Annotated in this window: 25 protein-coding genes; 8 read left to right on the forward strand and 17 right to left on the reverse strand. The window is 71.5% G+C overall.

What is annotated here, in order from left to right:
• Positions 1-32: 32 nt before the first annotated feature.
• Together LL946_RS02945 and LL946_RS02950 are read left to right on the forward strand one after the other, a co-directional pair.
• A complete protein-coding gene (locus LL946_RS02945; protein ID WP_404384624.1) occupies positions 33-2,168 on the forward strand; it encodes a SpoIID/LytB domain-containing protein in 2,136 nt (711 codons plus the stop codon).
• A 144-nt stretch (positions 2,169-2,312) separates the two neighbouring features.
• The gene (locus tag LL946_RS02950; protein WP_404384626.1) at positions 2,313-3,545 is read left to right on the forward strand and encodes a class I SAM-dependent methyltransferase; all 1,233 of its coding nucleotides are present in this window, start codon (positions 2,313-2,315) and stop codon (positions 3,543-3,545) included.
• 4 nt (positions 3,546-3,549) lie between these two features.
• On the opposite strand, the gene LL946_RS02955 is transcribed toward LL946_RS02950, so the two are convergent.
• The gene (locus LL946_RS02955; protein WP_404384628.1) at positions 3,550-4,380 is read right to left on the reverse strand and encodes a PfkB family carbohydrate kinase; all 831 of its coding nucleotides are present in this window, start codon (positions 4,378-4,380) and stop codon (positions 3,550-3,552) included.
• Positions 4,380-5,351, reverse strand: coding sequence for a nucleoside hydrolase (locus LL946_RS02960; RefSeq protein ID WP_404384630.1), 972 nt, complete (start codon positions 5,349-5,351; stop codon positions 4,380-4,382). The genes LL946_RS02955 and LL946_RS02960 overlap by 1 nt, the downstream gene beginning before the upstream one ends.
• Before the next feature lie 38 nt (positions 5,352-5,389).
• Here LL946_RS02960 and LL946_RS02965 point away from each other — a divergent pair, with 38 nt between their 5' ends.
• Positions 5,390-6,664, forward strand: coding sequence for a glycoside hydrolase family 3 N-terminal domain-containing protein (locus LL946_RS02965; RefSeq protein ID WP_404384632.1), 1,275 nt, complete (start codon positions 5,390-5,392; stop codon positions 6,662-6,664).
• 888 nt (positions 6,665-7,552) lie between these two features.
• On the opposite strand, the gene LL946_RS02970 is transcribed toward LL946_RS02965, so the two are convergent.
• Positions 7,553-8,092, reverse strand: a complete 540-nt coding sequence (locus LL946_RS02970) for a hypothetical protein (RefSeq protein ID WP_404384634.1) — start codon at positions 8,090-8,092, stop codon at positions 7,553-7,555.
• Positions 8,093-8,292: 200 nt separating this feature from the next.
• Between LL946_RS02970 and LL946_RS02975 the strand changes: the two genes are divergently transcribed.
• A complete protein-coding gene (locus LL946_RS02975) occupies positions 8,293-8,544 on the forward strand; it encodes a hypothetical protein (RefSeq protein WP_404384636.1) in 252 nt (83 codons plus the stop codon).
• Between the two features lie 665 nt (positions 8,545-9,209).
• Here the strand turns inward: LL946_RS02975 and LL946_RS02980 are convergent.
• Positions 9,210-9,503, reverse strand: coding sequence for a DUF309 domain-containing protein (locus tag LL946_RS02980; RefSeq protein WP_404384638.1), 294 nt, complete (start codon positions 9,501-9,503; stop codon positions 9,210-9,212).
• An 877-nt stretch (positions 9,504-10,380) separates the two neighbouring features.
• Between LL946_RS02980 and LL946_RS02985 the strand changes: the two genes are divergently transcribed.
• Complete coding sequence (locus LL946_RS02985; RefSeq protein WP_404384640.1) at positions 10,381-10,557, forward strand: hypothetical protein; 177 nt, start codon at positions 10,381-10,383, stop codon at positions 10,555-10,557.
• A 218-nt stretch (positions 10,558-10,775) separates the two neighbouring features.
• The gene (locus LL946_RS02990) at positions 10,776-11,720 is read left to right on the forward strand and encodes a cold-shock protein (protein WP_404384642.1); all 945 of its coding nucleotides are present in this window, start codon (positions 10,776-10,778) and stop codon (positions 11,718-11,720) included.
• 173 nt (positions 11,721-11,893) lie between these two features.
• Here the strand turns inward: LL946_RS02990 and LL946_RS02995 are convergent, their stop codons facing one another.
• Positions 11,894-12,553, reverse strand: a complete 660-nt coding sequence (locus LL946_RS02995) for a response regulator (protein ID WP_404384644.1) — start codon at positions 12,551-12,553, stop codon at positions 11,894-11,896.
• Positions 12,550-13,707 (reverse strand): sensor histidine kinase, encoded by a 1,158-nt coding sequence (locus LL946_RS03000; protein WP_404384646.1) that lies wholly within the window; start codon positions 13,705-13,707, stop codon positions 12,550-12,552. Before LL946_RS03000 ends, LL946_RS02995 begins: the two co-directional genes overlap by 4 nt.
• Before the next feature lie 163 nt (positions 13,708-13,870).
• On the opposite strand from LL946_RS03000, the gene LL946_RS03005 reads away from it, so the two are divergent.
• Positions 13,871-14,377, forward strand: coding sequence for a DUF6326 family protein (locus tag LL946_RS03005; protein WP_404384648.1), 507 nt, complete (start codon positions 13,871-13,873; stop codon positions 14,375-14,377).
• 16 nt (positions 14,378-14,393) lie between these two features.
• On the opposite strand, the gene tsaD is transcribed toward LL946_RS03005, so the two are convergent.
• Genes tsaD through glmS form a run of 9 tightly spaced genes read right to left on the reverse strand, consistent with a single transcriptional unit; the run spans position 14,394 to position 23,153 of the window.
• Positions 14,394-15,440 carry a tRNA (adenosine(37)-N6)-threonylcarbamoyltransferase complex transferase subunit TsaD gene (gene tsaD, locus LL946_RS03010; RefSeq protein WP_404384650.1) on the reverse strand — a complete coding sequence of 349 codons (1,047 nt, stop codon included), beginning with the start codon at positions 15,438-15,440 and terminating at the stop codon, positions 14,394-14,396.
• The gene (rimI, locus tag LL946_RS03015) at positions 15,437-15,901 is read right to left on the reverse strand and encodes a ribosomal protein S18-alanine N-acetyltransferase (RefSeq protein WP_404384652.1); all 465 of its coding nucleotides are present in this window, start codon (positions 15,899-15,901) and stop codon (positions 15,437-15,439) included. Before rimI ends, tsaD begins: the two co-directional genes overlap by 4 nt.
• Complete coding sequence (gene tsaB, locus LL946_RS03020) at positions 15,898-16,557, reverse strand: tRNA (adenosine(37)-N6)-threonylcarbamoyltransferase complex dimerization subunit type 1 TsaB (protein ID WP_404384654.1); 660 nt, start codon at positions 16,555-16,557, stop codon at positions 15,898-15,900. The genes rimI and tsaB overlap by 4 nt, the downstream gene beginning before the upstream one ends.
• A complete protein-coding gene (tsaE, locus tag LL946_RS03025; protein ID WP_404384656.1) occupies positions 16,551-17,006 on the reverse strand; it encodes a tRNA (adenosine(37)-N6)-threonylcarbamoyltransferase complex ATPase subunit type 1 TsaE in 456 nt (151 codons plus the stop codon). Before tsaE ends, tsaB begins: the two co-directional genes overlap by 7 nt.
• Positions 17,003-18,193, reverse strand: coding sequence for an alpha/beta fold hydrolase (locus LL946_RS03030; RefSeq protein ID WP_404384658.1), 1,191 nt, complete (start codon positions 18,191-18,193; stop codon positions 17,003-17,005). The genes tsaE and LL946_RS03030 overlap by 4 nt, the downstream gene beginning before the upstream one ends.
• A complete protein-coding gene (gene alr / locus LL946_RS03035; protein WP_404384660.1) occupies positions 18,193-19,368 on the reverse strand; it encodes an alanine racemase in 1,176 nt (391 codons plus the stop codon). The genes LL946_RS03030 and alr overlap by 1 nt, the downstream gene beginning before the upstream one ends.
• A gap of 28 nt (positions 19,369-19,396) precedes the next feature.
• Positions 19,397-20,887: a bifunctional ADP-dependent NAD(P)H-hydrate dehydratase/NAD(P)H-hydrate epimerase gene (locus LL946_RS03040; RefSeq protein ID WP_404384662.1), complete on the reverse strand. Its 1,491-nt coding sequence runs from the start codon at positions 20,885-20,887 to the stop codon at positions 19,397-19,399.
• Positions 20,888-20,912: 25 nt separating this feature from the next.
• A complete protein-coding gene (locus LL946_RS03045) occupies positions 20,913-21,263 on the reverse strand; it encodes a holo-ACP synthase (protein WP_404384664.1) in 351 nt (116 codons plus the stop codon).
• A 30-nt stretch (positions 21,264-21,293) separates the two neighbouring features.
• Positions 21,294-23,153, reverse strand: a complete 1,860-nt coding sequence (glmS, locus tag LL946_RS03050) for a glutamine--fructose-6-phosphate transaminase (isomerizing) (protein WP_404384666.1) — start codon at positions 23,151-23,153, stop codon at positions 21,294-21,296.
• Positions 23,154-23,207: 54 nt separating this feature from the next.
• Here glmS and coaA point away from each other — a divergent pair, with 54 nt between their 5' ends.
• Positions 23,208-24,263, forward strand: coding sequence for a type I pantothenate kinase (gene coaA / locus LL946_RS03055; protein WP_404384668.1), 1,056 nt, complete (start codon positions 23,208-23,210; stop codon positions 24,261-24,263).
• Positions 24,264-24,303: 40 nt separating this feature from the next.
• Here coaA and LL946_RS03060 read toward each other — a convergent pair whose 3' ends face one another.
• Entirely contained in the window at positions 24,304-24,993 is a 690-nt protein-coding gene (locus tag LL946_RS03060) for a hypothetical protein (RefSeq protein ID WP_404384669.1), read from the reverse strand.
• Between the two features lie 353 nt (positions 24,994-25,346).
• Complete coding sequence (locus LL946_RS03065) at positions 25,347-26,654, reverse strand: PhoH family protein (protein ID WP_404386773.1); 1,308 nt, start codon at positions 26,652-26,654, stop codon at positions 25,347-25,349.
• Positions 26,655-26,792 lie beyond the last annotated feature (138 nt).

The following is a 26,792-nucleotide window of genomic DNA, read 5'->3' on the forward strand; positions in this document are numbered from 1 at the left end:
TGGGGTGGAGACACGAACGGCATGCTTGCGCCGTGAAAAAGTTCCCCATCGCCGCTGCCGTCGCGGCCTCCGTGGTCGTCGCTCCGCTCCTGTCCGTGGCGCCCGCTGCCTCGGCGACGCCGGCCGGGGCTCCCGCCGTGACGGCTGTGGACACGAGCACGGTGCGAGCCTCCACCGACGCCGCGCCGGCCGCCGACTCGTTGGCGACGCAGACCTCGCCCACCACTCTCGCTGCCACCTCGGCCCAGGCCGCGGCGGCCACCGGACCGGTGGTCGGGCTGCGCGGCCGTGGGTTCGGGCACGGGCGCGGGATGTCGCAGTGGGGCGCCCGAGGTGCGGCGAGCCAGGGGAGGACCGCCGCGCAGATCCTCGACTTCTACTACCCGGGGACCGTGGCGGCGAGCATCGGCAACCCCGAGGTCCGCGTCCGGCTCACCGCGATGGGCAGTGGCCCGACCGAGGTCGGGGCCGAGACCGGTCTGACGCTGACGGACGGGACGTGCACCGACCCCCTGGTCAAGCCGAACACCTCGAGGTGGCGCGCCACCGAGAAGCTGGGTGGCGGCTTTGCCCTGACGGCCTACGTCAGCGATCCCTCGACCGGGTTCTCGAGCTGGGTGCCGGTGACCTCGCCCTGCGCCTCGTTCGGGACCGCGCGCCACGTCACCTTCGTCGGTGACGGGTCCATCGCCAACTCCGTCCTCACCCTGCACACACCGTCCGGCGCCAGGGAGTACCGCGGCGGCCTGCGCGCCGCGCCGCTGACGCTGCGGGGCAGCGGGGGCACCGTGTACACACGCGGGACGGTCAACGTCCTCGCGATGGACAGCTACCTGCGCTCCGTCGTCCCCGCCGAGATGCCGGCCTCGTGGGGCCTCGAGGCGGTCAAGGCCCAGGCCGTCGCCGCCCGTTCCTACACCGGCGCGCGGCTCGGCAGCGCCGACGGCTTCGACATCTGCGACACCACCGCGTGCCAGGTCTATCCCGGCCTGACCAGCTCCAACCCGGAGCACCCGAACTCCGACGCCGCCGTCGCGGCCACGTCGGGGCAGGTCCGCAAGTACGGCTCGGCCATCGCGGTGACGGAGTTCAGCTCGACCAACGGCGGACAGGTCGTCGGGTCGAACCTGGCCTACCAGGTCGCCAAGGCCGACACCTATGACGGCGTCTACCCCGAGGCCCCAGACACCTGGGCCTACCTGACCCTGCCGGTCAGTGCGATCGAGAAGGCGTGGCCCACGATCGGCACGTTCCGCTCGATGACCCTGTCGCGCGACGGGAAGGGCGCGTGGTTCGGCGGCCGGGCCACGGCGCTGACGCTGTCCGGGACGAACGGCACCCAGGTGGTCGGCGGCGAGTCGTTCCGGTCGGCCATGAACCTGCGCTCCACCTACTTCATCTCGGTGGGTTCCTCGGTCGGCACCGACTTCGCCGGGAACGGGTTCTCCGACGTCATCGCTCGCGACCAGTCCGGCTCGGTGTGGAACTACCCGTCGAACGGGCGGGGAGGCTGGCTGCCTCGCACCCTCGTCGCCAGCGGTGTTCCGGCGGCACCGGAGATCCTCGCACCCGGTGACTTCTCGGGCGACGGTCGACCCGACCTGCTCACCCGCTCCACCGACGGGACCATGACCATCCGCCGCGGCGACGGTGCGGGCAAGGTCCTCTCCACCGCCAAGGTGGGGGCCGGATGGCACATCTTCAACGCCGTGGTGGCTCCCGGCGACCTCGACGGCGACGGAGCCGTCGACATCCTGGCTCGGGACGCCTCCGGCACGCTCTGGCAGTACCCCACCAACGGACGTGGCACATGGAAGTCGCGGGTGAGCAAGGGCACCGGCTGGGGCGGTCTGCGCGAGCTCGAGGCCGTGGGCGACTTCGACGGCGACGGCGGCGTCGACCTCGTGGGCTTCAACAGCCTCGGCACGCTGTACCTCCTGCGCTTCTCGCCGACGGGCACGTACCTCGGCCCGCGGGCGATCGGCTCGAGCTTCGGCGGGTTCTCCGCCTTCACCGGCATGGGCGACGTCGATGGCGACGGCCCGGTCGACCTCGTCGTCCGGGACAGCACGGGACGCCTCTGGGCCTACCGGGGCACCGGGACCGGCCAGCTCGGGACGAGGATCCTCATCGGCTCGGGGTGGACGACGCTGACGTTCGGCAGCTGAGGCCCGGTCGCCGCGACCCGGCGTGGCCCTCGCCTGCGTGACCGAACCGGGCGGCTGACCTGCGTCAACCGGGTTCGGGAGCCCGTTCGGGAGCGGGTCGAGGAACGGACACCGACCACGAGGTGAGAAGGTTGGCCAGTGGACGTGAGCGTGGTGCGGGCCCTGGCGGCTCCGGAGGGGCAGGAGCTGCTGAGGTCCCTTCCTCCCTACAACGACTCCTCCGTCCTCACCCTCCAGGACCGCCTGCGCAGCGCCGGGCACGCCCCCGAGCTCGCGGCCGCCGCCCTCACCCAGCAGCGGCTCCGCGCCCGCGCGACGGCCAAGTTCGGTGAGTTCGCGGCCGACATGCTCTTCACCCCGGACGGGCTCGAGCAGGCGACCCGTCTCGAGGTCGCCGTCGCGCATGCCCACCGGTTCAGCCGGGCGAGCCTGGCGACCGTGCACGACCTCGGCTGCGGCATCGGCGCCGACGCGGTCACCCTCTCGTCGCTCGGCGTGACGGTCCGTGGCGTCGACTCCGACCCCGTGACCGCCGCCGTGGCCGACGCCAACCTCCGGCCGTGGCCGGACTCGCGGGCCCGGCTCGGCCGGGCCGAGGACGTCCGCTTCGGGGTCGACCCGGGCCGCAACCGGGTCGGTGCCTGGCTGGACCCCGCCCGCCGGACGAGGGGCGTCGCGGACATCACCGGCCGCACCCGCCGGACCTTCCGCCTCGATGACATCTCGCCCTCCTGGGCGTTCGTCCAGCAGGTCGCCGCGACAGTGCCGGCCACCGGGGTCAAGCTCAGCCCCGGGTTCGACCACGCGGCGATCCCCGCCGGCACCGAGGCCCAGTGGACGTCGTGGGCCGGTGACGTCGTCGAGTGCGCCATCTGGTGGGGCCCCCTGGTGATGCGCCGGGGACGCACCGCTCGGGTCATGGGCCCGGACACCGCGCCCGTCGTGGTCGACGAGTCCATGGCCGAGGACGTCGCCCGGCTGGCCGACTCACTCGCCGACGTCGGGCCATGGCTGCACGACGTGGACAAGGCCGTGATCCGCGCCGGACTCGTCGGCGCCGCGACCCGCGCGACCGGCGGGGTCGAGTCCGACGAGGGCACCGGCTACGTCCTCGCCTCGCGCGACGTGTCCCTCCCCTACACGCGCCGGTATGCCGTCCACGAGGCGATGCCGTTCACCGTCAAGGCCCTGCGTGGCTGGCTGCGCGAGCACGGCGTCACCGGGCTCACCATCAAAAAGCGCGGTGTGCGGCTCGACGACGAGCAGCTGCGCCGCGAGCTCAAGATCGGCACCAAGGCCGGCAGCGGCGAGCAGGCGACCGTCGTGCTGACCCGGGTCGCGGGCTCGCCGACGGCGCTCGTCGTCTCCCCCGCCTGAGGACTCAGAGGGCAGGGTCGCGCTGGGCTCCCGCGTGCCGGACGGCGACAGCCCCGGCAGCCAGCGCCCGGTCGAGGGCCTCCGCACGGTCGGCACCGGCCGCCAGCGCGGCAGCCAGCGCCCCGCAGAACGCGTCTCCGGCGCCCGTGGTGTCGACGACGTCGGCGGGGTCGACCTCGTGCGCCGGGACGGTCTCACCGTCCCACGACGCACCGTTGGCGCCGAAGGTCACGAGCAGCGACCCCGGGACCGCCCCCGACTCCGCGAGCGCGACCATCTCGTGCTCGTTGGCGACCACGGGGTCGGCGAGCGCGACGACGTCGTGCGGGAGGGCGGCATACGGGGCGGTGTTGACGACGACCCGGGCACCGCGGTGAGCCGCGCGTCTGGCCGCCGCACAGACCACGGGCAGCGGGACCTCGAGCTGGAGCAGCAGGACGTCGCCGGGGCCCAGGGCGTCGACCGCGTCGACCTCGGTGTCGCCGAGGCGGGCGTTGGCGCCGGGGATGACGACGATGGTGTTCTCGCCGCGGTCGTCGACGGCGATGAGGGCATGGCCGCTCGCCTCGCCCTCGACGACCCGCAGCCGGGAGACGTCGACCCCTGCGTCGCGCAGCCGGGTCACGTAGGCCGCTCCGCCCGCGTCGCCGCCCACGCAGCCGACCATGACCACGTCCGCGCCGGCGGCCGCCGCGGCGATGGCCTGGTTGGCGCCCTTGCCCCCGGCGAGCTGCTCGAGGCCCTCGCCGAGCAGGGTCTCGCCCGGGCGCGGGTGACGCTCGACGCGGGTGACGAGGTCGACGTTGAGCGACCCCAGGACCATGACCCGGCCCATCAGTGCGCCCCCCGCACGGTGTCGAGCCAGAGCCGGGCGATGCGCGGGCCGTCGATCTCGAGGGCGACGTCGACCTGAGCCGGCGCGAGGCCGTGCGGGTCGTGCTCCATGTCGCCGGACCAGTCCCGGGTGTCGACGATCGTCCGGCCACGGGTCCACGTGCCCGAGAGCTCGACCCGCACCGGGAGGCGCTCGGTGCGCACCGCCTCGGGGTCGACGAGCATGGCGACGGCCCCGGCGTCACCGATCGTGGCGCTGTCGGTGTCGAACCGGTGGCTCATGAAGCGCATGAGCCCGGCAGCGAGTGCTGCAGGACCACGCTCGTCGAGCGCCGCCAGCTCGTCGCACTGGGCGAGGGTGACCCTAGGCTCGTAGAAGACGTCGAGGCCGTACATCGCCACCTCGACGCCGTGGTCGGCACACGCGTCGAGCACGACCGCCGTCGCCTCCGGGTCGTGGAAGACGTTGAACTCCGCCGCCGCGGTGGCGTTGCTCACCCTCGCCCCACCGCCCATGAAGACGATCCGTCCCAAGCTGGCGAACGACTCCGGGTACATGCGGGCCAGCAGGGCCACGTTGGTCATGGGTGCGAGCGGCACGAGGGTCACGGGCTCGCCGCCGGCATCCCCCGCGTCGATGGTCTGGCGCAGGAGGTCGACTGCGTGGCGCGGGTCAGCGGTGGTCGTCGGTGCTGTCCAGCCGAGGTCGGCCATGCCGTCGTCACCGTGGACGTGGCGGGCGTCGACCGGGCGCTCGAGGAGCGGGTGCGCAGCTCCCGCGGCGACCGGGACGTTCGCGTGGTCGCACACCTCAAGGACCGTCAGGGTGTTGCGGACGACCTCGGGCAGGGGCGCGTTGCCGCCGACGCAGGTCACCGCGCGCAGGTCCAGCCCGGGGTGCAGGGCGGCGAGCAGCAGGGCGCAGGCGTCGTCGACTCCGGTGTCGACGTCGAGGATGACGGGGAGGGGCATGGACCGAGCGTATGCCGTGGGTCGGCTAGCGTCGGGGCGTGACTTCCCGCTCCACTGCCCCGCGCCTTCCCCGCCTGCCTGCCGTCGCCAGCCTGGCCCTCGTCGGCCTCCTGGCGGCTGGCTGCGGCGGCGGCTCGACCCCTGACGACGCCGCCTCGAGCACCCCCTCGCAGCCCTCGGGCTCGTCGGGCTCGTCGGACTCCACCTCACCGTCGTCGAGCCCGTCACCCTCCACGTCCGAGGGTGGACCGGTCGACGTGAGCGCCTGCGTGCGCCAGAAGGCCGAGTCGCTCACCGAGGAGCAGGCGATCGGCCAGCTCCTCATGGTCGCCTTCGACACCGCGGCGCCGCGCACGGCCCTCGACGACCTCATCGCCGACCAGCACGTCGGCAACGTCATCTACCTCGGCGGCTGGGACGGCGCCGCGCGGGTCAAGGAGACGAGCACCCATCTGCAGGAGCAGGCCACGGAGGCCGCGACGGCCGGCATACCGCTGCTCCTGGCCGCCGACCAAGAGGGTGGCGAGGTGCGCCAGCTGCGCGGCGAGGGGTTCACCAAGGTCCCGTCCGCGAAGGTGCAGGCGCAGATGTCCGCCAGCGAGCTGACCGCCGCGGCCAAGGGCTGGGCCGGGGAGCTCAAGGCGGTCGGGATCAACGTCAACCTTGCTCCCGTGACCGACACCGTGCCCGAGGAGATCGGACGGGACAACGAGCCGATCGGCAAGTACGCACGTCAGTACGGCTCCGACCCCGCGACCGTGACCAAGGCGTCGGCCGCGTTCCTCAAGGGCATGATCGAGGGCGGTGTCATGGGGACGGTCAAGCACTTCCCGGGGCTCGGCCGGGTCGAGAACAACACCGACTTCAACACCACCGGCATCACCGACACGGTGGCGACGCCGAAGGACCCGTTCCTCGCGCCGTTCACTGCCGGGGTCAAGGCCGGTGCCGGGCTCGTCATGGTGTCGTCGGCCCGCTACCCCGGGCTCGACGCCACGAAGACGCAGGCCATGTTCAGCAAGCCCATCCTCACCGACCTGCTCCGCGGCCAGCTCGGCTACGAGGGCGTCGTCATCACCGACGACATCAACGCCAAGGCGGTGCGATCGATCCCGTCGGCTGAGCGCGCGACGAGCTACATCGAGGCCGGTGGCGACATCCTGCTCACCGGCGACCCCGAGTCGGTGCCGGGCATGGTCGAAGCGCTGGCGTCGAAGGCGCGCGCGGACGAGGAGTTCGCGACGCTGCTCGAGACCTCGGTGCTGCGGGTCGTGGCCCTCAAGGAACGGATGGGTCTCGTCCGCTGCGGTTGACGAGAGGTGACGTGGCGCCGGCACCGGTCGCTGGCGGTGTTCGCCTTCAGAAGCCGTACGACATCGTCCGCTCATACGATGAGCGGGCGTAGCCCAAGACCAGGGTCCGAGGTGTGAATCGCGAAGTGCGGGACTCTGTGGGAGGTCCCTGCAGAATCGACTGACGTGTCTCGCACCTCACTGGGCGTCTCGCTGATCGCTCGGGCGCGCGACAATGGGGGTAGCTCTCAGGCGAACCAACGCGAGATAGAAGGAACAGTCATGAGCGCGTCACGATCGTTCGCGCCCCACACTCGGACCGGCTGGGTTGCAGTCGCCCTGGGCCTCGGGGTCATCGCCGTCCTGCTACCCCTGTATCTCGTCTCGAGCGCCGTCACGGACGGCGGTTCGCAGGCGGGACCTGTGTGGCTCCCCATTGTGTTTCTCGGGATCGTCCTGGCCCTTGCGGTACCTGCAGTCATCCTCGGCTTGCGCTCGCGCCGCACCGACTCCTCCGGGGTTCGGCTTCATCGCACTGGTGATCGCCGGTGTGATTGGTGCATGGGCGGCGTTCGCCGGAGTGGTAGGCCTCTTCGTCTGAACATTGCGTCCCGGCGCAGGGGTCTCACGGTCGGGTCCGCGTAGGTGCTCTCAGCCAAACGTCCCCTCGTGCCGCGGACTGCGCGATCGGTCGTGACGATGAGGGCTAGATCGATGAGACAGCCCTGGGCTCGCGCTCGTGCAGGTGATCGGGTGTCGTCAGGCTCAAAGCCTGGCAGTCAGTGGAGTGGGTTTCGCCGGTGCACTCGGTGCCACTTCTGAGATGCCGCCGTGTGCACATCGACAGAGACCCACGAAGTTCACCGCCCGAGCGATGATCGCGAAGGGCGTTGATCCACAGCCAAAAGGTCAGGGGCAACGCAGGTGGAAAGACTCGACCTGCGTTGTCAACTCCCCATCGTCCACCACGCCATCGCCGTCAGCGTCCCTCCACGAGGTATGGAGGACCGCGTTCACCCCGAGGGTGCCGACGGCCGTCCCATGGACGTCGTAGATGGTCTCGAAGTCCTGGGTGACACGGTTGAACACCGATCCACGCGGGTTCGCCACGAAAAGGAAGATGTCGCGGTCGATGCCTGCTTCGACATGGCTGCCGTCGGGGAACTCGATCCGGTAGCTGAACTCGTCCACTCCACGGACGATGAAGTTGCCGCTGGCAGTCTCGACCGACTGCCCGGTGCTGATCTCTTGAGTGGTGACGGTCCCAATCATCTCCTCAGGCAGGCAGAACGCCGAGGCCGTGAAAGTCTGGACGTCGTGGACGATCACGAACGGTGTGACTGACGCCGGGGAAGCACCCGCGCCGCTCGCCGGCACCAGCGCGAGCACGCCAACTGCGGCGCCCAGGGCGAGCTTGTGCCACGTCCGGAGCACATATTGGTGTCGCATGGTTTTGCTCCTCCCAAGTGGGACGACGCTGTCGACCGTCTCCAGTGTGCGCGCACCGCCGATACAGGACAAGGGCGTCAGCGCGAGGCCAGCGGGCTCCGGTCCTCATCCCGCTCAGCCGCGGATGGTGCCGCCAGTCGCCGGCGCACAGTCAGCGCCCGAAGGCGCAACTCACCTCGCACGAGCGCCATGCACGTCGCGTGAACGAGCCACTGAACGTCGAAGTGCTCCCGCTCGAACGGGGGCAGGTGGATAGCCGTTATCGAGATGCCGATGATCCCTTCTCGATCGAAGCGCCCACCCCGTCCGAGGTCCAAGCCGAGGTGCGGCGCTGCATCACCGAGGTCTCAGGGCAGGACGTAGTCTTCATGCTCCTCGACGACCACGGCACACCGTGGTCCGTAGGCCGCGCCGAGGAGCAGCTCGCACGGCTGGCGCCCAGCGCGGGCTAGCCGACGGCCGGCTCATGGGGGCAGGGCGACTGCGACGTTTCGCCGGCATCCGCACATGCCGCAAAGGGGATCGCAGGGGTTGCCCGACGGCATGGGGCCATTGGCGCCCGGTCCAGCCAAGGGCACCATGGCCAGATGACCTCCGAAGAGGTGGTGTTTTCAGTGGTCGGCTGGCCGCCTGCCAAGAGTGAAGCCAAGTCCATGCTTGCAGCCGGTCACACACACTCGGATCGGGTGATGAAGCTCCTGTCCGCCGCAGAGGCAGCGATCCGCGGGCACGCATCCCCCTCTTCGGGACTGACGCCGTCGGCCTCGAGCTCCTCGTTCTCTCACCGACCGAGCCGCTGTCCGACGCCACTAACTTCTTGGGTGGAGTGGGTGACGTGTGAAAGAGAAAAGAACGTCGAGGGGTGCTGGAGCCATCTCGGTGCCTTGGCCGCCGTCTCGCTCTACGCGAACGATCGGCAGATCCATGAAGTGAGCTATCGATGGCAAAAGGGACCTGAGACCGGGTATCGCCTGCGCGTGTGGAGGCTGTGACCCCGAGGACAGGACGTTGTCGCAACGCCAGCGACGCACGCTCATGTCGCAGGTGGAGTGGATCGTGATTCCGGTGCCGGAGTGGGGCAAAGAGGGCTCGCAGTCGATCTTTGATGAGCCGCGTTCTAGTCCGGCTGAACGTTCGAATTGCCTTGACCGCCTACATGCCTGCGCGCACATTCCATGACCGCATTGAGGTCGGCGCCGTAGGTGCCGCGTCCAGTCGCGACATACGAAGTCAACTTCGTGCCCGCTCGATCAGCGAGCCGCTCCGCGCCACTCTGGTTGCCGCGGGCAGCATGGGTGATCGCCACGCAGACCTGCGCCAACCCCTGCCAAAGGTCCCGTTCGTCGACCGGCCCAGCCTTCCAGCGGGCTTCCAGAACCTCATGGGCGGCGAACGGACGACCGGCCTCCACGAGTTCTCGTGCTCTTCGCAACGTCTCCTCAGGCGGCAGCGGCTCCTCCGAGACCGGCTCAGCTCCCTCGGTGCCGTACGGCAGAGGCCGGCCCAGCTCATCCCGCGGCCTGGCTTGGCGAGCACGCCCGAGTGCATCGCGGTCGCGCTCAGATCCACTCACCAGAACAGCGTCTCAGGAAACGCACTGATCTGCCGCGGACTGCGCGATCGGTCGTGCCGAGTTGAGTGCGATGGGGCGCACTCCGACGGCCGCCCGGGTCGCATAGCCCCTTGTGGCTATTGCCCCCGGCCGTCGGACTGCGAGATAAAGAGGCCTGCGGCGTCACCCGAAACCGTCCAAGGTCGGCGGGTGGTCCACGTGAAATGAGGACTGCCATGAGACGTCTACTAGTTGTTCTTCCGCTCGCCGTACTGCTGTCCGCAGCCGGTACGGCGTCCGCGGTCGCCATGACAAACGGAGGCGGCACCTCGGGAGATGCACCCGGCCAAGTGCGCGCGGAGACCCAGTGCGTGACCGTCTACAGCGTGCTCCAAGAGGACCTGCGCGCCCAGGGCGGCCCTAAATCGGGGATTTCGGAAGGGCCCATTGGTACGTACCCGGAGGGATCGGGCCCGACGAACTGTGATCACTTCTGGCAGCTCCAGGGGGCGATCGGCAACTGAGCGAGCCGACTCTGCTTGGCTTCAAACATCTCGCCGAAGCGCCACGGCCGAGATGCCCTGCCCTGACTGAGCGGAAGGCGAGAGGCCCGACGCATGGGAATCGGCTACCTCGGAATCGTCGGTGCGTCCATGCAGCGTCTTGGCCGCTTCGCGATCGATTTCTTCTGACCACCGGACATCCGGTCATGCCGCAGATAGTGCTGTGACAAGGCTTGCCGGGCCAGACGGCGCTCGGCGCTGCCCAGTGCCTGGTAGCGGGCGACGGTTCCTTCGAGCTGCGCGACGCTGAGGGTGCGGTGCTGGTCGAGCACAACTTCGCCGACCGGCCGGTGTGCGAGTACGACGAACTGGCAATCACCGACACCCTTGAGCTCGTCTGGGGCGAATAGCGAGGACGACGTCGCACGCACCGCCTGCCACGGACGGCGGGCCCCGGGAGCCCTGGCGACGTCCGTCCATGCCGCTGTCGGCGCGGCGCCGGGCGCCGTGGATGTCGCTGTCGGGCGCTTGCCACGACAGTGAGAGCACCGTCGGACCCGGGCGCCTGTCGCAGTCCCGTCGGGGACACTGGGGGAACACCGACCGTAGCTTCGACAAGGAGTCAGCCGTGACCGAGGGAACCGTCCGCTGGTTCGATGCCGACCGGGGGTTCGGCTTCATCGCCCTCGGGCAGGAGGCAGAGGACCTGTACGTGCACGCCTCCGAGATCGTCAGCGACGACGCGACGAAGGTGCTCCGCGAGGGGCAGGTGGTCGAGTTCGAGATCGGCGAGGGCGACCGCGGCCCGCAGGCACGCCGCGTCCGGGTCACGGCCGACCAGGCCGCCGACACACCGCTGGGCGTGCTCGGCACCGTCTCCTGGTACGAGCCCCCCAAGGGGTATGGCTTCATCACGCCCGACGGCGGTGGAACCGAGATCTTCGTGCACAGTTCGGCCATCGTCGGGGGCGGCGTGGTCTCGGAGGGGCAGCGGGTGGCGTTCCTCGTCGTCGACGGGGAGAAGGGACCGCAGGCTGACCATCTGCTGCCCTTGGGAGCCCAGGCCGCCCAGCAGCCCGTGGCATCCGACGGGGCAGACGGCACCGTGTCCTGGTACGACGGGGACAAGGGCTTCGGGTTCATCACCCCCGATTCGGGCGGCCCGGATGTCTTCGTCCACGTCCGGGAGCTCGCCGACGGGCTCCCCGAGGTGGGAGAAGGAGACCGGGTGACGTACGACATCGTCGTGAGCGAGAAGGGCCCGCAGGCTCGCGACGTGCGCCTCACTCGCAGCTCGACACCTCGGGGCGCAACCACGACGTCGACGACCCGCGCGCGGTCGGGACACCGGGAGGCATCCGCCGTCCCGGCGCGCGGCGGCGAGGGAGTGGTCGCGCGCTACGACGCGGAGCGCGGGTTCGGGTTCATCACCCCCGACGCGGGAGGCGCGGACCTGTTCGTGCACGTGTCGGTCCTTCGAGGCGCCGAGGCGCTGCACCAAGGCGATCGGGTCCGGTACCAGGTGCGACAGAGCGATCGAGGACCACAGGCCGACCGCGTCGAACGGATGTGAGCGGGACGCGGTCCGGGCGGAGCTGGCTCAGGCGTGGCCCGATCCCGCCGCACGTTCATGCCGCGCACCGCGCGTACCACGTCCCCAGCCGCGTTCTCATCACGGTGGCATGGTCGCTGTGACCGCTGTGCGTCGCTTCCGGAAGATGCTCCGGCTCACCGGTCAAACCGGACCTACTCATCGCCTTTCACACGTCTGGTGTCGTGCGCCCACATCGCGATCTCGACGCGGTTGCGAGCGCCGAGCTTGGACATCAACGATGCGACGTGGGTCTTGACCGTGCTCAGGCCGACGAAGAGCTCGGCGGCGATCTCGGCGTTGGTCCGGCCGCGTGCCACCAGCGCGAGCACCTCCTCCTCGCGCTCGGTGATCGGGTCGACGGGCTGCACCGGCACTCCCGGCTTCTGGTCGGCGAAGGTCGCCAGCAGCCGCCGGGTGATGTTGGGGGCGACCAGCGCGTCCCCGCTGGCCGCTGCGTGGATCGCCTGCACGAGCAGCTCCGGTCCGGCGTCCTTCAGCAGGAAGCCACGGGCACCGGCACGCAAGGCACCGAGGACGTACTCGTCGAGGTCGAAGGTGGTGATAACGACGACCGCCATCGGGTCCCTCGCGTCAGGCCCGGCCAGGCGGCGCGTCACCTCGACGCCGTCAAGCCCGGGCATCCGGATGTCGACGACGAGGACGTCGGGACGCAGGCGCGTCGCCAGCTCGAGCGCGGCGAGACCGTCTGCGGCCTCACCGACCACCTCGATGTCGGGTTGCGCGCCGAGGATCATCACCAAACCCGTCCGGACCAGGTCCTGGTCGTCGGCGACGACGACACGGATGCTCATGCCCGCGCCTCCACCGGCAGCACGGCCTCGACCACCCAGCCACCCTGCGAAACCGGCCCGGCGGAGAACGTCCCGCCGAGGAGCTGGGCGCGTTCGGCCATGCCCAGCAGGCCGAACCCGGGTTCAGGGGCCGGCCATGGCTCGGTCTGCCCGTTGTCGATGACCCGCAGCCTCACGGCGTCGCCCTCGCGGCACACCTCGATCCCGACGCGCGTCGCGCTCCGTGCGTGCCGGACGGCGTTGGTCAGCGACTCCTGCGCGAGCCGGTAGAGCGCGGCGTCCACGGGTCGTGCCAGCCGGTACAACGAACCCTCCAGCGAGACCTCGACGGTGGGTGTCGCGTCGGCCCGGGCCAGAGCGGGTAGGTCCGCCACTCCCGGCTGCGGTGCGTAGTCGACGGCCTCCTCCTCACGCAGGACCCGCACCATGGACCTCATCTCCGCCAGCGTTCGGGACGCCTCCGACTCGATCGCGGCCAGCACCTCGGCGGCCTTCTCGGGCTGTATGCCGGCGACCACGCCTCCGGCCTGCGCCTGCACCGCGATGGCCGAGACGTGGTGTGCCACCGTGTCGTGCAGCTCTCGCGCCAGCGCCACCCGCTCCTGGTTGCGGATCTCGGAGAGCTGGCGACGCACGAGGTCCGCCCGGTAGCGGAACACCGCCGCGAGAGCGACGACCAGCAGCAGGAGGACGGTCCCGCCGAAGACGTCGGCCCGGCCCGCGGAGGAGGCATACATCCCCAGCACCACGATGACCGTCACGAACGCCACTCCCAGGACGATCTCCCGGCCCGAGCCCCACCGGACCACGGAGAAGAGCAGGAGCAGGACGGCCATCATCGACCAGAGGCCGAGCTCCCCAGTCCGCGCGGTCAGCTGGATGACCGACAGCACGAGGACGACGCCCCACCCGCCCAGGACGGCCATCAGGGGGTGACTCCGCCGCCAGAGCAGGGCAGGCACGAGCGCCAGGGCGAGCACCGTCACCAGTGGTCGGAAGGCCAAGCCCGGCCGAGCGATGCCCTCGGCCAGGGCTGCGACCGCGAACACGCCCACCAGCAGCCGGTCGAGCCGGTCGACGGCTGGGGCGTCGGCAGGCCGCGGCTCCTGCCAGATGGAGCGCTCTGGCCAGAGGGAGCGGCGGACGGTGACCACGGCCCCAGCCTAGGGACCGGTGCGCTTCGGCGGACCCGCCGAAAGAACGAGGAGGAAACCATGCCTTCGGCCAGGGAAACCTCGGCTTCCGGGCGGAGGCGCCCGCCGCCGGGCCCGGCCATCGTGGACGTACCGATCCCCACCACGACACCAGGAGCCCACGATGAGTGCACGTCAACCCACCACCACCACCGAACTCGACGACCAGCGGATGCCGGTCAAGGCCAGGCTCGCCGCAGCGTGGACGAGCTTCATGTTCCTCTACGCCTACGTGGACATCCTCGGGTTCTACACGCCCGGCACCATCACGGACATCCTCGACAACAGGGTTTTCGAGTTCGACCTCTCCCAGACCTTCTCGGCGTCGGCCCTGACCCTCGTGTCGATCCCGATCTTCATGGTCGTGCTCTCGATGACCCTGCCCGCTCGGGCGAACCGCTTCACGAACCTCGTCGTCGCCGCCGTCTACCTCCCCGCCACGGTGTTCAACCTGGCAGGCGGGTACTACCTGTGGTTCTACGGCCTCGGCGTCGCCCTCGAGCTGGTCCTTCTCGCCCTCATCGTGCGGTACGCCTTGACCTGGCCCCGCACCACGCCGTCGGCGAGCACGGCGAGCACGGCGAGCACGGCGACCAGCCCGGACCGGGAGACGGTACGCGCCCAGCGGTGAACACCGAAGGCGTCGCTCAGGCGGAGATCTGGGTGACCGGCATCGACGAGTCGGCCGACAGGTCGAGCCGCGACGCCTCCCGGCCCTTGAGCACCATCTGGGCACCGAGCGCGGCGACCATGGCGCCGTTGTCGGTGCACAGCCCGGGGCGCGGCACCCGCAGCTCGATGCCGGCGTCGTCGCAGCGCGACTGGGCCATCGCCCGCAGCCGCGAGTTCGCAGCGACGCCACCACCGATCTGGAGGTGCTGCGCTCCCTGCTCCCGGCAGGCGAGCACCGCCTTGCGGGTCAGCACGTCGACGACCGCCTCCTGGAAGGACGCGGCAACGTCGTTGACGGGCACGGCCTCCCCCGCCGCCTCCTTGGCCTGGACCCACCGCGAGACCGCGGTCTTGAGCCCCGAGAACGAGAAGTCGAAGCGGTGGCGCTCCATGTCGCGCCCGGTCGTCAGTCCGCGCGGGAAGTCGATCGTCACCTGGCCCTCGCGCGCCGCCCGGTCGATGTAGGGACCGCCGGGGAACGGCAGCCCGAGAACTCGCGCCACCTTGTCGAAGGCCTCGCCGGCGGCGTCGTCGATCGTCGACCCGAGGCTGCGGATGTCACTCGTGACATCGGGGACGAGCAGCAGCGACGAGTGCCCACCTGAGACGAGCAGTGCCATTGTCGGTTCGGGCAACGGTCCGTGCTCGACGATGTCGACGGCGACGTGCGAGGCGAGGTGGTTGACGCCGTAGAGCGGGATCCCGAGCGAGAGCGCGAGAGCCTTGGCCGAGGCGACACCGACCATGAGCGAGCCCGCCAGCCCCGGCCCGGACGTCACTGAGATGGCGTCGAGGTCGCGAAGCTCGACCCCCGCCTCACGGCACGCCCGCTCGATGGTCGGCACCATCTCCTCGAGGTGCGCGCGGCTGGCGACCTCGGGCACGACGCCACCGAAGCGGGCGTGGTCGTCGACGCTGCTGGCCACCGCGTCGACGAGCAGCGTCTCGCCGCGCACGATGCCGACGCCGGTCTCGTCGCACGAGGTCTCGATGCCGAGGACGAGCGGCTGCTCGGTGCTCATGCCTGGGTTCCCCTCTCACTCAACATCTTGCGCATCACGAGCGCGTCGACGTTGCCGGGCTGGTAGTAGCCGCGACGCACCGTGAGCACGTCGTAGCCACGTCGGTCGTAGAGCGTGCGTGCCGGCTCGTTGTCGGCGCGGACCTCGAGCATGAGCGCCTCGGCGCCATCGGCTGCTGCACGGGTCTCGAGCTCGGTGAGCAGGTCGCCGCCGACTCCAGTGCCCCGGTGCGCGGGCGCGACGGCGATCGTCATGAGGTCGGCGACCTGTCCGCCGTGGTCGATGCCTCCGTATGCCGCGAGCTCACCGTCGCGCTCCACGGCGAGGTAGGCGCGGCGCGGGCGACCGGCCAGCTCACCCCACCACGACGCCTCGGACCAGGCGTCGTCGGGGAAGGCCTCGGTCTCGAGCCGGACGAGGTCCGGGATGTCGGTCCACGCCAGCTCGCGGGTGGCCGTCATCGCGCCGCCCGCTCAGCGGTGGTGAGGGCGTCCGGGCGTCGCAGGTAGAGCGGCTCGACGGGCATCGGGACTCCGGCCATCGACCGCTCCACCGCGATCCGGGCGAGCACCGACGCGTCGACGTCGAGCACCGGCAGCGCCGCGCCGAACAGCTCGGGATAGAGCACGGGTCCACGACCGGCCGTCGGCAGCGCGCGGACCTCGTCGGGCAGGTCCGCCGGACGGTCCACCGCCGGGGAGGTGAGGGCCTCGACGGAACCGGGGCGGACGGCATACCGGGCCCAGTAGACCTCCTTGCGCCGGGCGTCGGTGGCGACGAGCAGCTCGCCGTCGCCGACGCTCGGGGCCGCCTGCCGGGCGAGGACGTCGAGGCTCCCGACCCCGTGGACTGGGACGCCCAACGCGTGGCCCATCGTCAGGCCGGTGACGATGCCGACGCGGAGCCCGGTGAAGGGGCCCGGTCCGTTGCCGACCGCCACCGCCGTGAGGTCCCCCGGGTTGAGCGAGGCCGCGGACAGGCACGACGCGATGAGCGGGCTGACCCACTCGGTGTGGGCGCGGGGGTCGAGGTGCGACTCCTGGGCGAGGACGTCCGAGTCGTCGTGGATCGCGACGGTGATCGCGGAGGTCGAGGTGTCGATGGCGAGGATCAGCACGGCACACCATCCTTCCAGCGGTCGCCGTGGCCGGTGACGGCGACGGTGCGGCGCTCGGTCTCGGGGTCGGCCTCGAGCACGACCTCGAGCCGGTCGTCGGAGAGGTCCTCGGCCAGGCCGTGACCCCACTCGACGATCGTGACGCTGGCCTCGAGGTCGGCGTCGAGGTCGAGGTCGTCGAGCTCGGCGAAGCCGCCGAGGCGGTAGGCGTCGACGTGGACGAGCGCCGGGCCGCCCACGAGCGAGGGGTGGACCCGGGCGATGACGAACGTCGGGGAGGTGATCGGGCCGCGGACCCCGAGCCCCTCGGCGAGGCCCTGGGTGAGCGTGGTCTTGCCCGCCCCGAGGCCGCCGGTGAGGATGACGAGGTCACCCGCGCGCAGCTCGCGTGCCAGGTCCCTGCCGAAGGAGCGGGTGTCGTCGGCCGTCTCGAGCACCCGCGGGGTCACGACGACGCCCTGCTGCGGACTCGCTGGCCGGCGCCGTCCTGACCGGCCCGGACCTTCCTGATGCGGCGTCCCTTGGCGATGTCGATGATCGTGCGGCGGACCCGGGGCTTGGCGGACACCGAGACCGCCTCGGCGGCATCGACCTCGGCGCGGTGCAGCAGCGCGAGGACCTGGCCGGTGATGATCTCGGGGTGCTCGAGCATGATGAGGTGCCCGGCGTCCTGGACGACGACGTGCTCCGACCCGGGCAGCCGGTCGACGATCCGCTCGCTGTGCGCCGGCGGGGTGAGCAGGTCGCCCTCGCCGTTGACGACGAGGACCTCCTTGTCGACGAGCGTGGTCAGGGTGTCGAGCTCGTCGTGGCCCTGGATCGCCGGGATGAACGCCGCCATGACCTCGAACCGGGTCGAGAGGATGAGGTCGGCGGTGAAGCGGATGAGCCCCTCGCTCACCGGCGAGTCGTAGGAGAAGCGGTCGACGATCGAGCCCTCGACGTTGCGGCCGAAGCGGCGCACGGGAGCGAGCCACCGCTGGTGGGGTGCCAGCCGCGAGAGGAGGCGCGGCCCCACCTGTCCGATGGCGCGCCCGACGAGCGGGCCCATGCCGAGGTCGGTCAGGCCCTCACCGCCGGCCGCGGTCGAGATGAAGGCGACCGCGAGCACCCGGTCGCGCACGAGCTCGGGGTGGTGGCGGGCGAGGGCCATCGTCGTCATGCCGCCCATCGAGTGGCCGACGAGCGCGATCGGCCCCTCGGGGCAGGTCGCGTCGATGACGGCGTGCAGGTCGTGGGCGAGCTGCTCGATGGAGAGGTGCGCGAGGTCGGAGATCTCGGACTCGCCGTGGCTGCGCTGGTCCCAGAGCACGACCCGGTAGCCGGCCTGGACGAAGGCGCGACGCTGGAGCACCCAGCTGCGCAGGCTGAGGCAGAAGCCGTGTGACAGGACGATCGTCGGCAGCTCGGGATCGAGGTCCGTGGGGGTGTCGATCTCGACGTGGAGGTTGAGACCGTCGGTCGCGATGACCTTGAGCTCCTCGTCGGCGACGTGGGCGAACCCGTCGGCCGGGTCGAGGGAGTTGAGCCGGCGGCGCTCGGCGGCGGCTCGGTCCGCCGCCACTCCTGCGGCAGCCGCACCGGCCGCCGCGGCGGCAGCCGCTCCGAGCCCGAGGGCCTTGCCCACCCCGGCCATCACGCACCTCCTCCGACGAGCACCCGGGGCAACCGGCTGCTCATCCTCGTGACGATCTCGTAGTTGATCGTGCCGATCGCGGCCGCCCAGTCCTGGGCGGTCGGCTCGCCGTCGGCACCACGGCCGAGGATGACGACCTCGTCACCGGCACCGCCGGCATACGAGGGTCCGAGGTCGAGGACGAACTGGTCCATGCAGACCCGCCCGGCGACCGTGAACCGCCGGCCGTCGACCTGCACCGGCCCGAGCGACCCGGCGTGGCGCGGGATCCCGTCGGCGTAGCCGAGCGGCACGAGCCCGAGCACGGTGTCCTCGGTGGTCGTGTAGGTGTGGCCGTAGCTCACGCCCTGCCCCGCGGGTGCCGGCTTGACGAGCGCGAGCCGCGCGGTGACCCGCATGGCCTCACGCAGGCCGAAGTCCTCGGGTGCGCCGAGGTCGGGGACCGGCGACAGGCCGTAGACGGCGAGGCCGGGCCGGACCACGTCGAAGTGCACGTCAGGGTTGGTGAGCGTGGCCGCCGAGTTGGCGAGGTGGCGGACCTGCGGTCGTATGCCGGCCCGCTCCAGCTCCGCTGCCGCCTCGACGAACCGTTCGCGCTGGGCGAGGACCGTCGGGTGCTGGGGTGCGTCGGCGAGGGCGAAGTGGGACCAGACACCGACGACCTCGACGGCGCCCTCGGCCACCACCGGTCCGAGCGCGACGATGAGGTCGGTCCAGCCTTGGCCGAGCGCGCCGTTGCGCGCCAGCCCGGTGTCGACCTTGACGTGGATACGGGCCGTGCGGCCCCGCTCGCGGGCAGCGGAGGCGACGGCGTCGAGGGCCCACGGTGCCGAGACCGAGATGTCGAGGTCGGCGTCGATGGCCGCGCCGAAGTCCGCGCCGGGGGCGTAGAGCCAGGTCAGCGCCCTCGTCGTGACGCCCGCGGCGCGCAGCTCGAGCGCCTCGGCGAGCTGCGCGACGGCGAGCCAGGTCGCACCGCCCGCGACGGCAGCGCGCGCGCTGCGGGCGAGCCCGTGGCCGTAGGCGTCGGCCTTGACCACGGCCATGACCTCGGCTCCCGGGGAACGGCGGGCGAGCTCACGCACGTTGTCGCGGATGGCGTCGAGGTCGACCGTCACCCAGGCCGATGCGCCCTCGGGCGGCACGGTGGAGTCGGGGGCATCTGGCGTGGTCATGAGACCGACCAGTCTAGGCGGGCGGCCCTCAGCGTCGGGTGAGGAGGTGCGCCACGGCGCCCGGTATGCCGTGCGCCACCGTGAGTGCCCGTAGCGGGCCTCCGCCGCTGGCCCGGTCCGCGGCGACGCCGTGGACGAGGGCGCCGAGGGCTCCGGCGTCGGCGGGCTCGAGGCCTGCGGCCAGCAGGGTGCCGATGAGCCCGGCGAGGACGTCACCGCTGCCGGCCGTGCCGAGCCAGGCCGGGGCGTCGGCCTGCGACCGCACCGGGCCGGCGGCGTCCGGAGGCACGATCAGCGTCGTCGAGCCCTTGAGGAGGACGGTCATCCCCGTGCGGTCCGCGAGGGCACGGGCGTGGCGCAGCGGCTCGGCCTCGACCGCGGCCCGCTCGACCTCGGGGCGGGACCGTGCACGGGGGCCCGAGCCCAGGCGGCTGAGCATCGTCGCGAGCTCGCCCGCGTGGGGGGTGAGCAGGGTCGGTCGGCCCCGACGGGCGTCGATGACCGCGTCGTCGACGAGGCCCAGACCACCGGCGTCGACGAGCACCGGCTCCTCGCCCGCGAGCGCCCGGCGTGCCACCGCGAGCTGGCTCGCCGACTCACGACGGGTCGAGGTGGGGTCGAGCCCCGGCCCCACGACCCAGGCCTGGACCCGGCCCTCGCCGTGGACCGCCTCGGGCACCGCGGCCCGCACCAGTCCGTCGGGGGTCGGTGTCCCGACGTAGCGGACCATCCCCGCCCCGGCCTCCACCGCGGCGGTCACCGTGAGGACGGCTGCCCCGGTGTACTGCTCTCCCCCGGCGACGACGCCGAGGACGCCACGGGAGTACTTGTCGTCGTCGGGCCCGGGCACCGGCCACAGGTCGGCGACGTCGTCGAACGTCAGCCGGACGACCGACGGGTCGGACTCGAACGCCAGCCCGATGTCGACGACGGTGAGCGAGCCGCACGCCTGCTCGGTCGGCGGCAGGAGGTGGACCGGCTTGGCCACCGAGAAGGTCACGGTCTCGTCGGCGAGGACGCCGTCGGGGTCGAAGCCCGACCCGTCGGCGGCCTGACCGGAGGGGAGGTCGACCGCGATGACATGGGCGTCGTCGGAGATGGCCCGGACCCAGGCAGCCGCCTCGGCCGGCAGGCCCGGTCGCCCGCCGAGCCCGAGGATGCCGTCGACGACGACGTCGGCCTCCGCCACGTCCTCGAGTGCCTCGGCGCCGGTGACGAGCACGACGCCGGCGGCGCGGGCCGCCTCGAGGGCGCCCTCGTGGACGCGCTCGGGGTCCAGGGCCGCCGCACAGCTCAGGCCGGCCTCGGCGAGGTGCGCCACGGCATACAGGGCGTCTGCGCCGTTGTTGCCCGAGCCCACGAGCGCCATGACGGTCTCGGCGCCCAGCTGGGCGACGCGGGCCGCGACGACCTCGGCGAGACCCTCGACGGCTCGCGCCATGAGCTCACCCGAGGCGAGCTCCTCCTCGAGCGCCGCCTCAGCGGCATACACGTCCTCCGGGCTCCATGCCTCGATCACGACGACTCCTCGGGCTGGGTGGGGTTCAGGACTCCGCGATGACGACGGCCGAGGCGATCCCGGCGTCGTGCGACAGCGACACGTGCACGTGGTTGACGCCGAGCTCCTCGGCGCGGGCCAGGACGGTCCCCGTCATGACGATGTGCGGCCGGCCGTCCTCGCCGCGCTCGACGGTCGCATCGGTCCACGCCAAGCCGACCGGCGCGCCGAGCGCCTTGGCGAGGGCCTCCTTGGCGGCGAACCGCGCAGCGAGGGACCGCATCGGGAGCACGCGCTCGGACTCGGTGAACAGCCGGAGGCGCAGCCCGGGGGTGCGCTCGAGCGTCTCCGCGAACCGCGGGATGTCGACGACGTCGATCCCGGTGCCGACGATCATCGGTGCTCGCTGCCCGTCACCGTCACGGGGTCACTCGACCGTGACGGACTTGGCGAGGTTCCTCGGCTGGTCGACGTCGAGGCCCTTGGCGGTCGAGAGGTGCAGGGCGAACATCTGCAACGGCACCACGGTGAGGAGCGGCTGCAGCAGCGGCGACGTCTGGGGCACGCGGATGACCTCGTCGGCGAAGGGCACGACGTCCTCGTCGCCCTGCTGCGCGATGACGATGGTCCGGGCGCCGCGGGCGCGGATCTCCTGGATGTTGGAGACGACCTTCTTGTGCAGGTCGTGGGGGGTGTCGGGCCCGGGGACGACGATGAAGACCGGCTGGCCGGCGTCGATGAGCGCGATCGGGCCGTGCTTGAGTTCGCCGGCGGCGAAGCCCTCGGCGTGGATGTAGGCGAGCTCCTTGAGCTTGAGCGCGCCCTCCATGGCGACGGGGAAGCCCACGTTGCGGCCGAGGAAGAGCACCGAGCGGGTGTCGGCCATGAAGCGGGCGATCTCCTTGACCCGGTCCATGGTGCCGAGGAGCTCCTCGATCTTGTCGGGGACCTCGTGCAGCTCCTTCATCACGGCCTGGGCGTCGTCGGCGAAGGCGCCGCCGCGCAGCTGGGCGAGGTAGAGGCCAAGGACGTAGCAGGCGGTGATCTGGGCCAGGAACGCCTTGGTCGACGCGACCGCGATCTCGGGGCCGGCGTGCGTGTAGAGGACGGCGTCGGACTCGCGCGGGATCGTCGAGCCGTGCGTGTTGCAGACCGAGATCGTCAGCGCGCCGAGCTCGCGGGCGTGCTTGACGGCCATGAGGGTGTCCATGGTCTCGCCGGACTGGCTGATGCTCACGACGAGCGAGCGCTCGTTGACGATCGGGTCGCTGTAGCGGAACTCGTGGGCGAGCGCGACCTCGACCGGGATCCGGGTCCAGTGCTCGATGGCGTACTTGGCCACCATGCCGGCGTAGGCGGCGGTCCCGCACGCGACGACGGTGATGCGGTCGACGTTGCTCAGCTGCTCCTCGCTGATCCGCAGCTCGTCGAGGACGAGGCGGCCGTCCTCGTCGGTGCGACCGAGGAGGGTGTCGCCGACGGCGTGCGGCTGGTCGTAGATCTCCTTCTCCATGAACGTCGCGTAGCCGCCCTTCTCGGCGGCGGCGGCGTCCCACGTGACCTCGTAGGCCTTGCCCTCGGCGGGGGCACCGTCGAAGGTGATGACCTCGTGCCCGTCCGGGGTGATCGTGACGATCTGGTCCTGGCCCAGCTCGAGGGCGTGGCGGGTGTAACCGATGAACGCGGCGACGTCGGAGCCGAGGAAGTTCTCGCCCTCGCCGAGGCCGACGACGAGCGGGCTGTTGCGACGGGCGCCGACGACGACTCCGGGCTGGTCGGCGTGCACGGCGAGGAGGGTGAACGCGCCCTCGAGGCGGCCCACGACCTGTTGCATCGCGGTGGTGAGGTCACCCGTCTCGTCGAACGCGCGGCCGACGAGCTTGGCGGCGACCTCGGTGTCGGTCTCGCTCTCGAAGGTGACGCCCTCGGCGAGCAGCTCCTTCTTGAGCGAGTGGAAGTTCTCGATGATGCCGTTGTGGATGAGGGCGAGCTTGTCCTCGTCGCCACCACGGTGCGGGTGGGCGTTGCCGTCGGTGGGCCCACCGTGGGTCGCCCAGCGGGTGTGGCCGATGGCGGTGCGGGACGTGGCCAGCGGGTGGGCCTCGAGGGCGCCGCGCAGGTTCTCGAGCTTGCCGGCGCGCTTCTCTGACGAGACGCCGTCCTCGGTGACGACGGCGATGCCGGCCGAGTCGTAACCGCGGTACTCGAGGCGGGCCAGGCCCTCCATGACGACGTTCTCGGCGCGCTCGTCCATGGACCTGCCGACATATCCCACGATTCCACACATGGCGGCAAGCGTAATGGCTCGCTCCCCCACCCCCGAACCGCCGCGTGGGCGACAATGGCCCGCGTGTCCGCCACACCCGCAGTGCCCGTGTCCGGGTCCGAGCCGACGGCTGCGTCAGGGCCGACGGCTGCGTCAGGGCCGACGGCTCCCTCAGGGCCGACCCCGCCGACGACGCCGCTTCCGTCGCCCTACCTCGACTTCACCCGCGAGGACTGGGCCGCCCGTCGTGACAACCACCCGCTCAGCCTGACGCCCTCCGACATCGCCCGCGTGCGCGGCCTCGGCGACCGCGTGGACCTGCAGGAGGTCGAGCAGGTCTACCTCCCCCTCTCCCGGCTCCTCGCCTTCTACGTCAACGCCACCGCGGGCCTGCACCGCGTCACGACCGACTTCCTCGGCGAGCGCCCGGCCAAGGTGCCCTTCGTCATCGGGATCGCCGGCTCGGTCGCCGTCGGCAAGTCGACGACGGCGCGCGTCCTGCGCGAGCTGCTCCGCCGCTGGCCGCAGACCCCTCGGGTGGACCTCATCACCACCGACGGGTTCCTCCGCCCCAATGCCGAGCTCGAGGCGCGAGGGCTGTTGCAGCGCAAGGGTTTTCCCGAGTCCTACGACCGCCGCGCGCTGTTGCGCTTCGTCGCGGACGTGAAGTCCGGTATGCCGCGTGTCGCGGCTCCGGTGTACTCGCACCTCACCTACGACATCGTCCCCGGGGCCCAGATCGTCGTCGACCAGCCCGACGTCCTCATCGTCGAGGGCCTCAATGTCCTCCAGCCGGCGACGGTGCGCTCGGACCAGCGGACCCGGCAGGTCCTCTCGGACTACTTCGACTTCTCGGTCTACGTCGACGCCCCCGTCGAGCAGCTGCGCAACTGGTACGTGGAGCGCTTCCTCAGGCTGCGCGAGACCGCGTTCGCCGACCCCGAGTCGTACTTCCACCGCTATGCCGGGCTCACCGACTCGGAGGCGCGCGAGACCGCGTCAGGCATCTGGGAGCGGATCAACGAGCCCAACCTGCTGCGCAACGTCGAGCCGACGCGCGACCGCGCCACGCTCGTGCTGTCCAAGGGTGAGGACCACGCGGTCACCCACATCAGGCTCCGCCGGCTCTGACCGACCCTGCGAGGGGGTCAAACCCGCCCGGCGAGCCTGCTCAGTACCAGTGCGGGTAGCGGCCGTTCCAGAAGTCCCAGGCGTTGCACGGGGAGCCGTAGGACTGGTCGATGTACCAGAGGCCCCAGGTGATCTGGGTGATCGGGTTGGTGCGGTAGTCCGCGCCGAACTTCGCCATCTTGCTCGCGGGCAGGCTCTGCGGGATGCCGTAGGCGCCGGAGGAGGAGTTCTCGGCGGTGTAGTCCCAGGAGCTCTCGCCCTCCCAGAGGAGGTTGAGGCAGTTCCACTGGCTGTCGCCCCAGCCGTGGTCGGCCATGAGGGCCCGCGCGGCGGACCGGGGGTCCTGCTGCGCGTTCGCGATCGCGGAGGCACGGGCCTTCTCGCGGGCGGCCTTCTGCGCGGCGGCTGCACGCGCCTTGGCGAGCGCCTCGGCCTTGGCCTTGGCCGCCTTGGCTGCGGCGTCCTCCTTGGCCTTGGCCGCGGCCTGCGCCTGGGCGTTGAGGGCGGCGCGCTGGGTGTTGACACCGGCGCGGTCGCGGGAGATGCGGGCGCTGTCGGTCGCGCTCTCGCGGGCGGACAGGGTCGCCTGGTTCCTCGCGGCAGAGCTGAGGGTGAAGGGCTCGGAATCGGCCACGGCGTCGTTGGCGCTCACGCCCACGGCGCCGGTGCCCACGAGCGCGAGGGCCATGCCGGCGGTGACGGCGGGACGACGGGCGACGCCCAGCGCCACCGTCAGGGGTGCTTCGGATGGACGCGCGTGGCGCCCGCGGTGACGACCGCGGTACCTGCTGCTCACTCGAAGGTTTCCTCTCCACGACACAGAACAGCCCGGCTGACGAGGCAGTCGGGCTGCGTTACCAAATCGAGACCAACGTACGCGATGACCCCTCCCAGGACCAAAACGGGACGCCTCATTGTGCTCAGCGCCACCCGGCCCGGTCACACCGGGGTCGAGTGACCCACGTCACCTCCGCGCGTGGTTCCGTGCACGAACGCGCGGTATGCCGTCCGCCGACGGGAGCGCGGGTCCCACGCTCTGCGTGGGCCGGCATACCGGGTCGTGCGTGGCCCTCCGAGGGGCTCTCAGCCGAGGCCGTCCTCCGACTCGAGCAGGTCGGTGACGAGCGCCGCGATCGGGCTGCGCTCGCTGCGGGTGAGGGTGACGTGGGCGAAGAGCGGGTGGCCCTTGAGCTTCTCGATCACCGCGGCGACGCCGTCGTGACGGCCGACCCGGAGGTTGTCGCGCTGGGCGACGTCGTGGGTCATGACGACCTTGGAGTTCTGGCCGATCCGCGACAGGACCGTGAGGAGGACGTTGCGCTCGAGGGACTGCGCCTCGTCGACGATGACGAACGCGTCGTGCAGCGAGCGACCGCGAATGTGGGTGAGCGGCAGGACCTCGAGCATCCCCCGGTCGAGGACCTCCTCGACGACCTCGCGCGAGACGAGCGCGGAGAGGGTGTCGAAGACCGCCTGCCCCCACGGGTTCATCTTCTCCGACTCCGACCCGGGCAGGTAGCCGAGCTCCTGGCCGCCCACGGCGTAGAGCGGGCGGAAGACGACGACCTTGCGCTGCTGGCGGCGTTCCATGACCGCCTCGAGCCCGGCGCACAGGGCGAGGGCGGACTTGCCGGTGCCGGCGCGGCCACCGAGGCTGACGATGCCGATGTCGGGGTCGAGCAGGATGTCGAGCGCGATCCGCTGCTCGGCGCTGCGGCCGTGCAGGCCGAAGGCGTCACGGTCGCCCTTGACGAGCCGCACCTGCTTGTCGGCGCCGACCCGGCCGAGGCCGCTGCCTCGCGGTGAAAGGAGCTTGAGGCCGGTGTGGCACGGCAGCTCGGCGGCGCCGAGGTGCTCGAGACGGCCGTACTCGTAGAGGTGGTCCATCTCCTCGACCGTGACCTCGACCTCGTCCATGCCGGTCCAGCCCGAGTCGACGGCCAGCTCGGCGCGGTACTCCTCGGCCTCCATCCCGCAGGCCGAGGCCTTGACCCGCATCGGCAGGTCCTTGCTGACGATCGTCACCGCGCGACCCTCGTTGGCGAGGTTCTTGGCGACCGCGAGGATCCGGGTGTCGTTGTCACCCAGGCGGAAGCCGGCGGGGAGCGATGCCGGGTCCGTGTGGTTGAGCTCGACGCGCAGGGTGCCGCCGGCGTCGCCGACGGGGACAGGCGCGTCGAGGCGACCGGCCTGGATCCGCAGGTCGTCGAGCAGCCGCAGGGCCGTGCGGGCGAAGAAGCCCAGCTCCGGGTGGTGGCGCTTGGCCTCGAGCTCGGTGACGACGACGACCGGCAGGACGACCTCGTGCTCCTTGAACCGCATGATCGCCCGCGGGTCGGAGAGGAGGACCGAGGTGTCGAGCACATAGGTCCGCAGGGCCGGTTCGGCCACGGACTCGACCGCCGTGGTGCTCGTGGCGGACGCGCGCTTGCGCCGGGGGCTCCCGGCGGTCGTCGTCGGGGAGGAAGCGGTCGAAGGCGAGGTCGTGGCCACGGCAGGGCTCCTAGGCGCGCACGGTTCAGTCGTGCG

This window comes from Knoellia locipacati (assembly GCF_044791685.1).
In the GTDB taxonomy this organism is placed as follows: Bacteria; Actinomycetota; Actinomycetes; order Actinomycetales; family Dermatophilaceae; genus Knoellia; species Knoellia locipacati_A.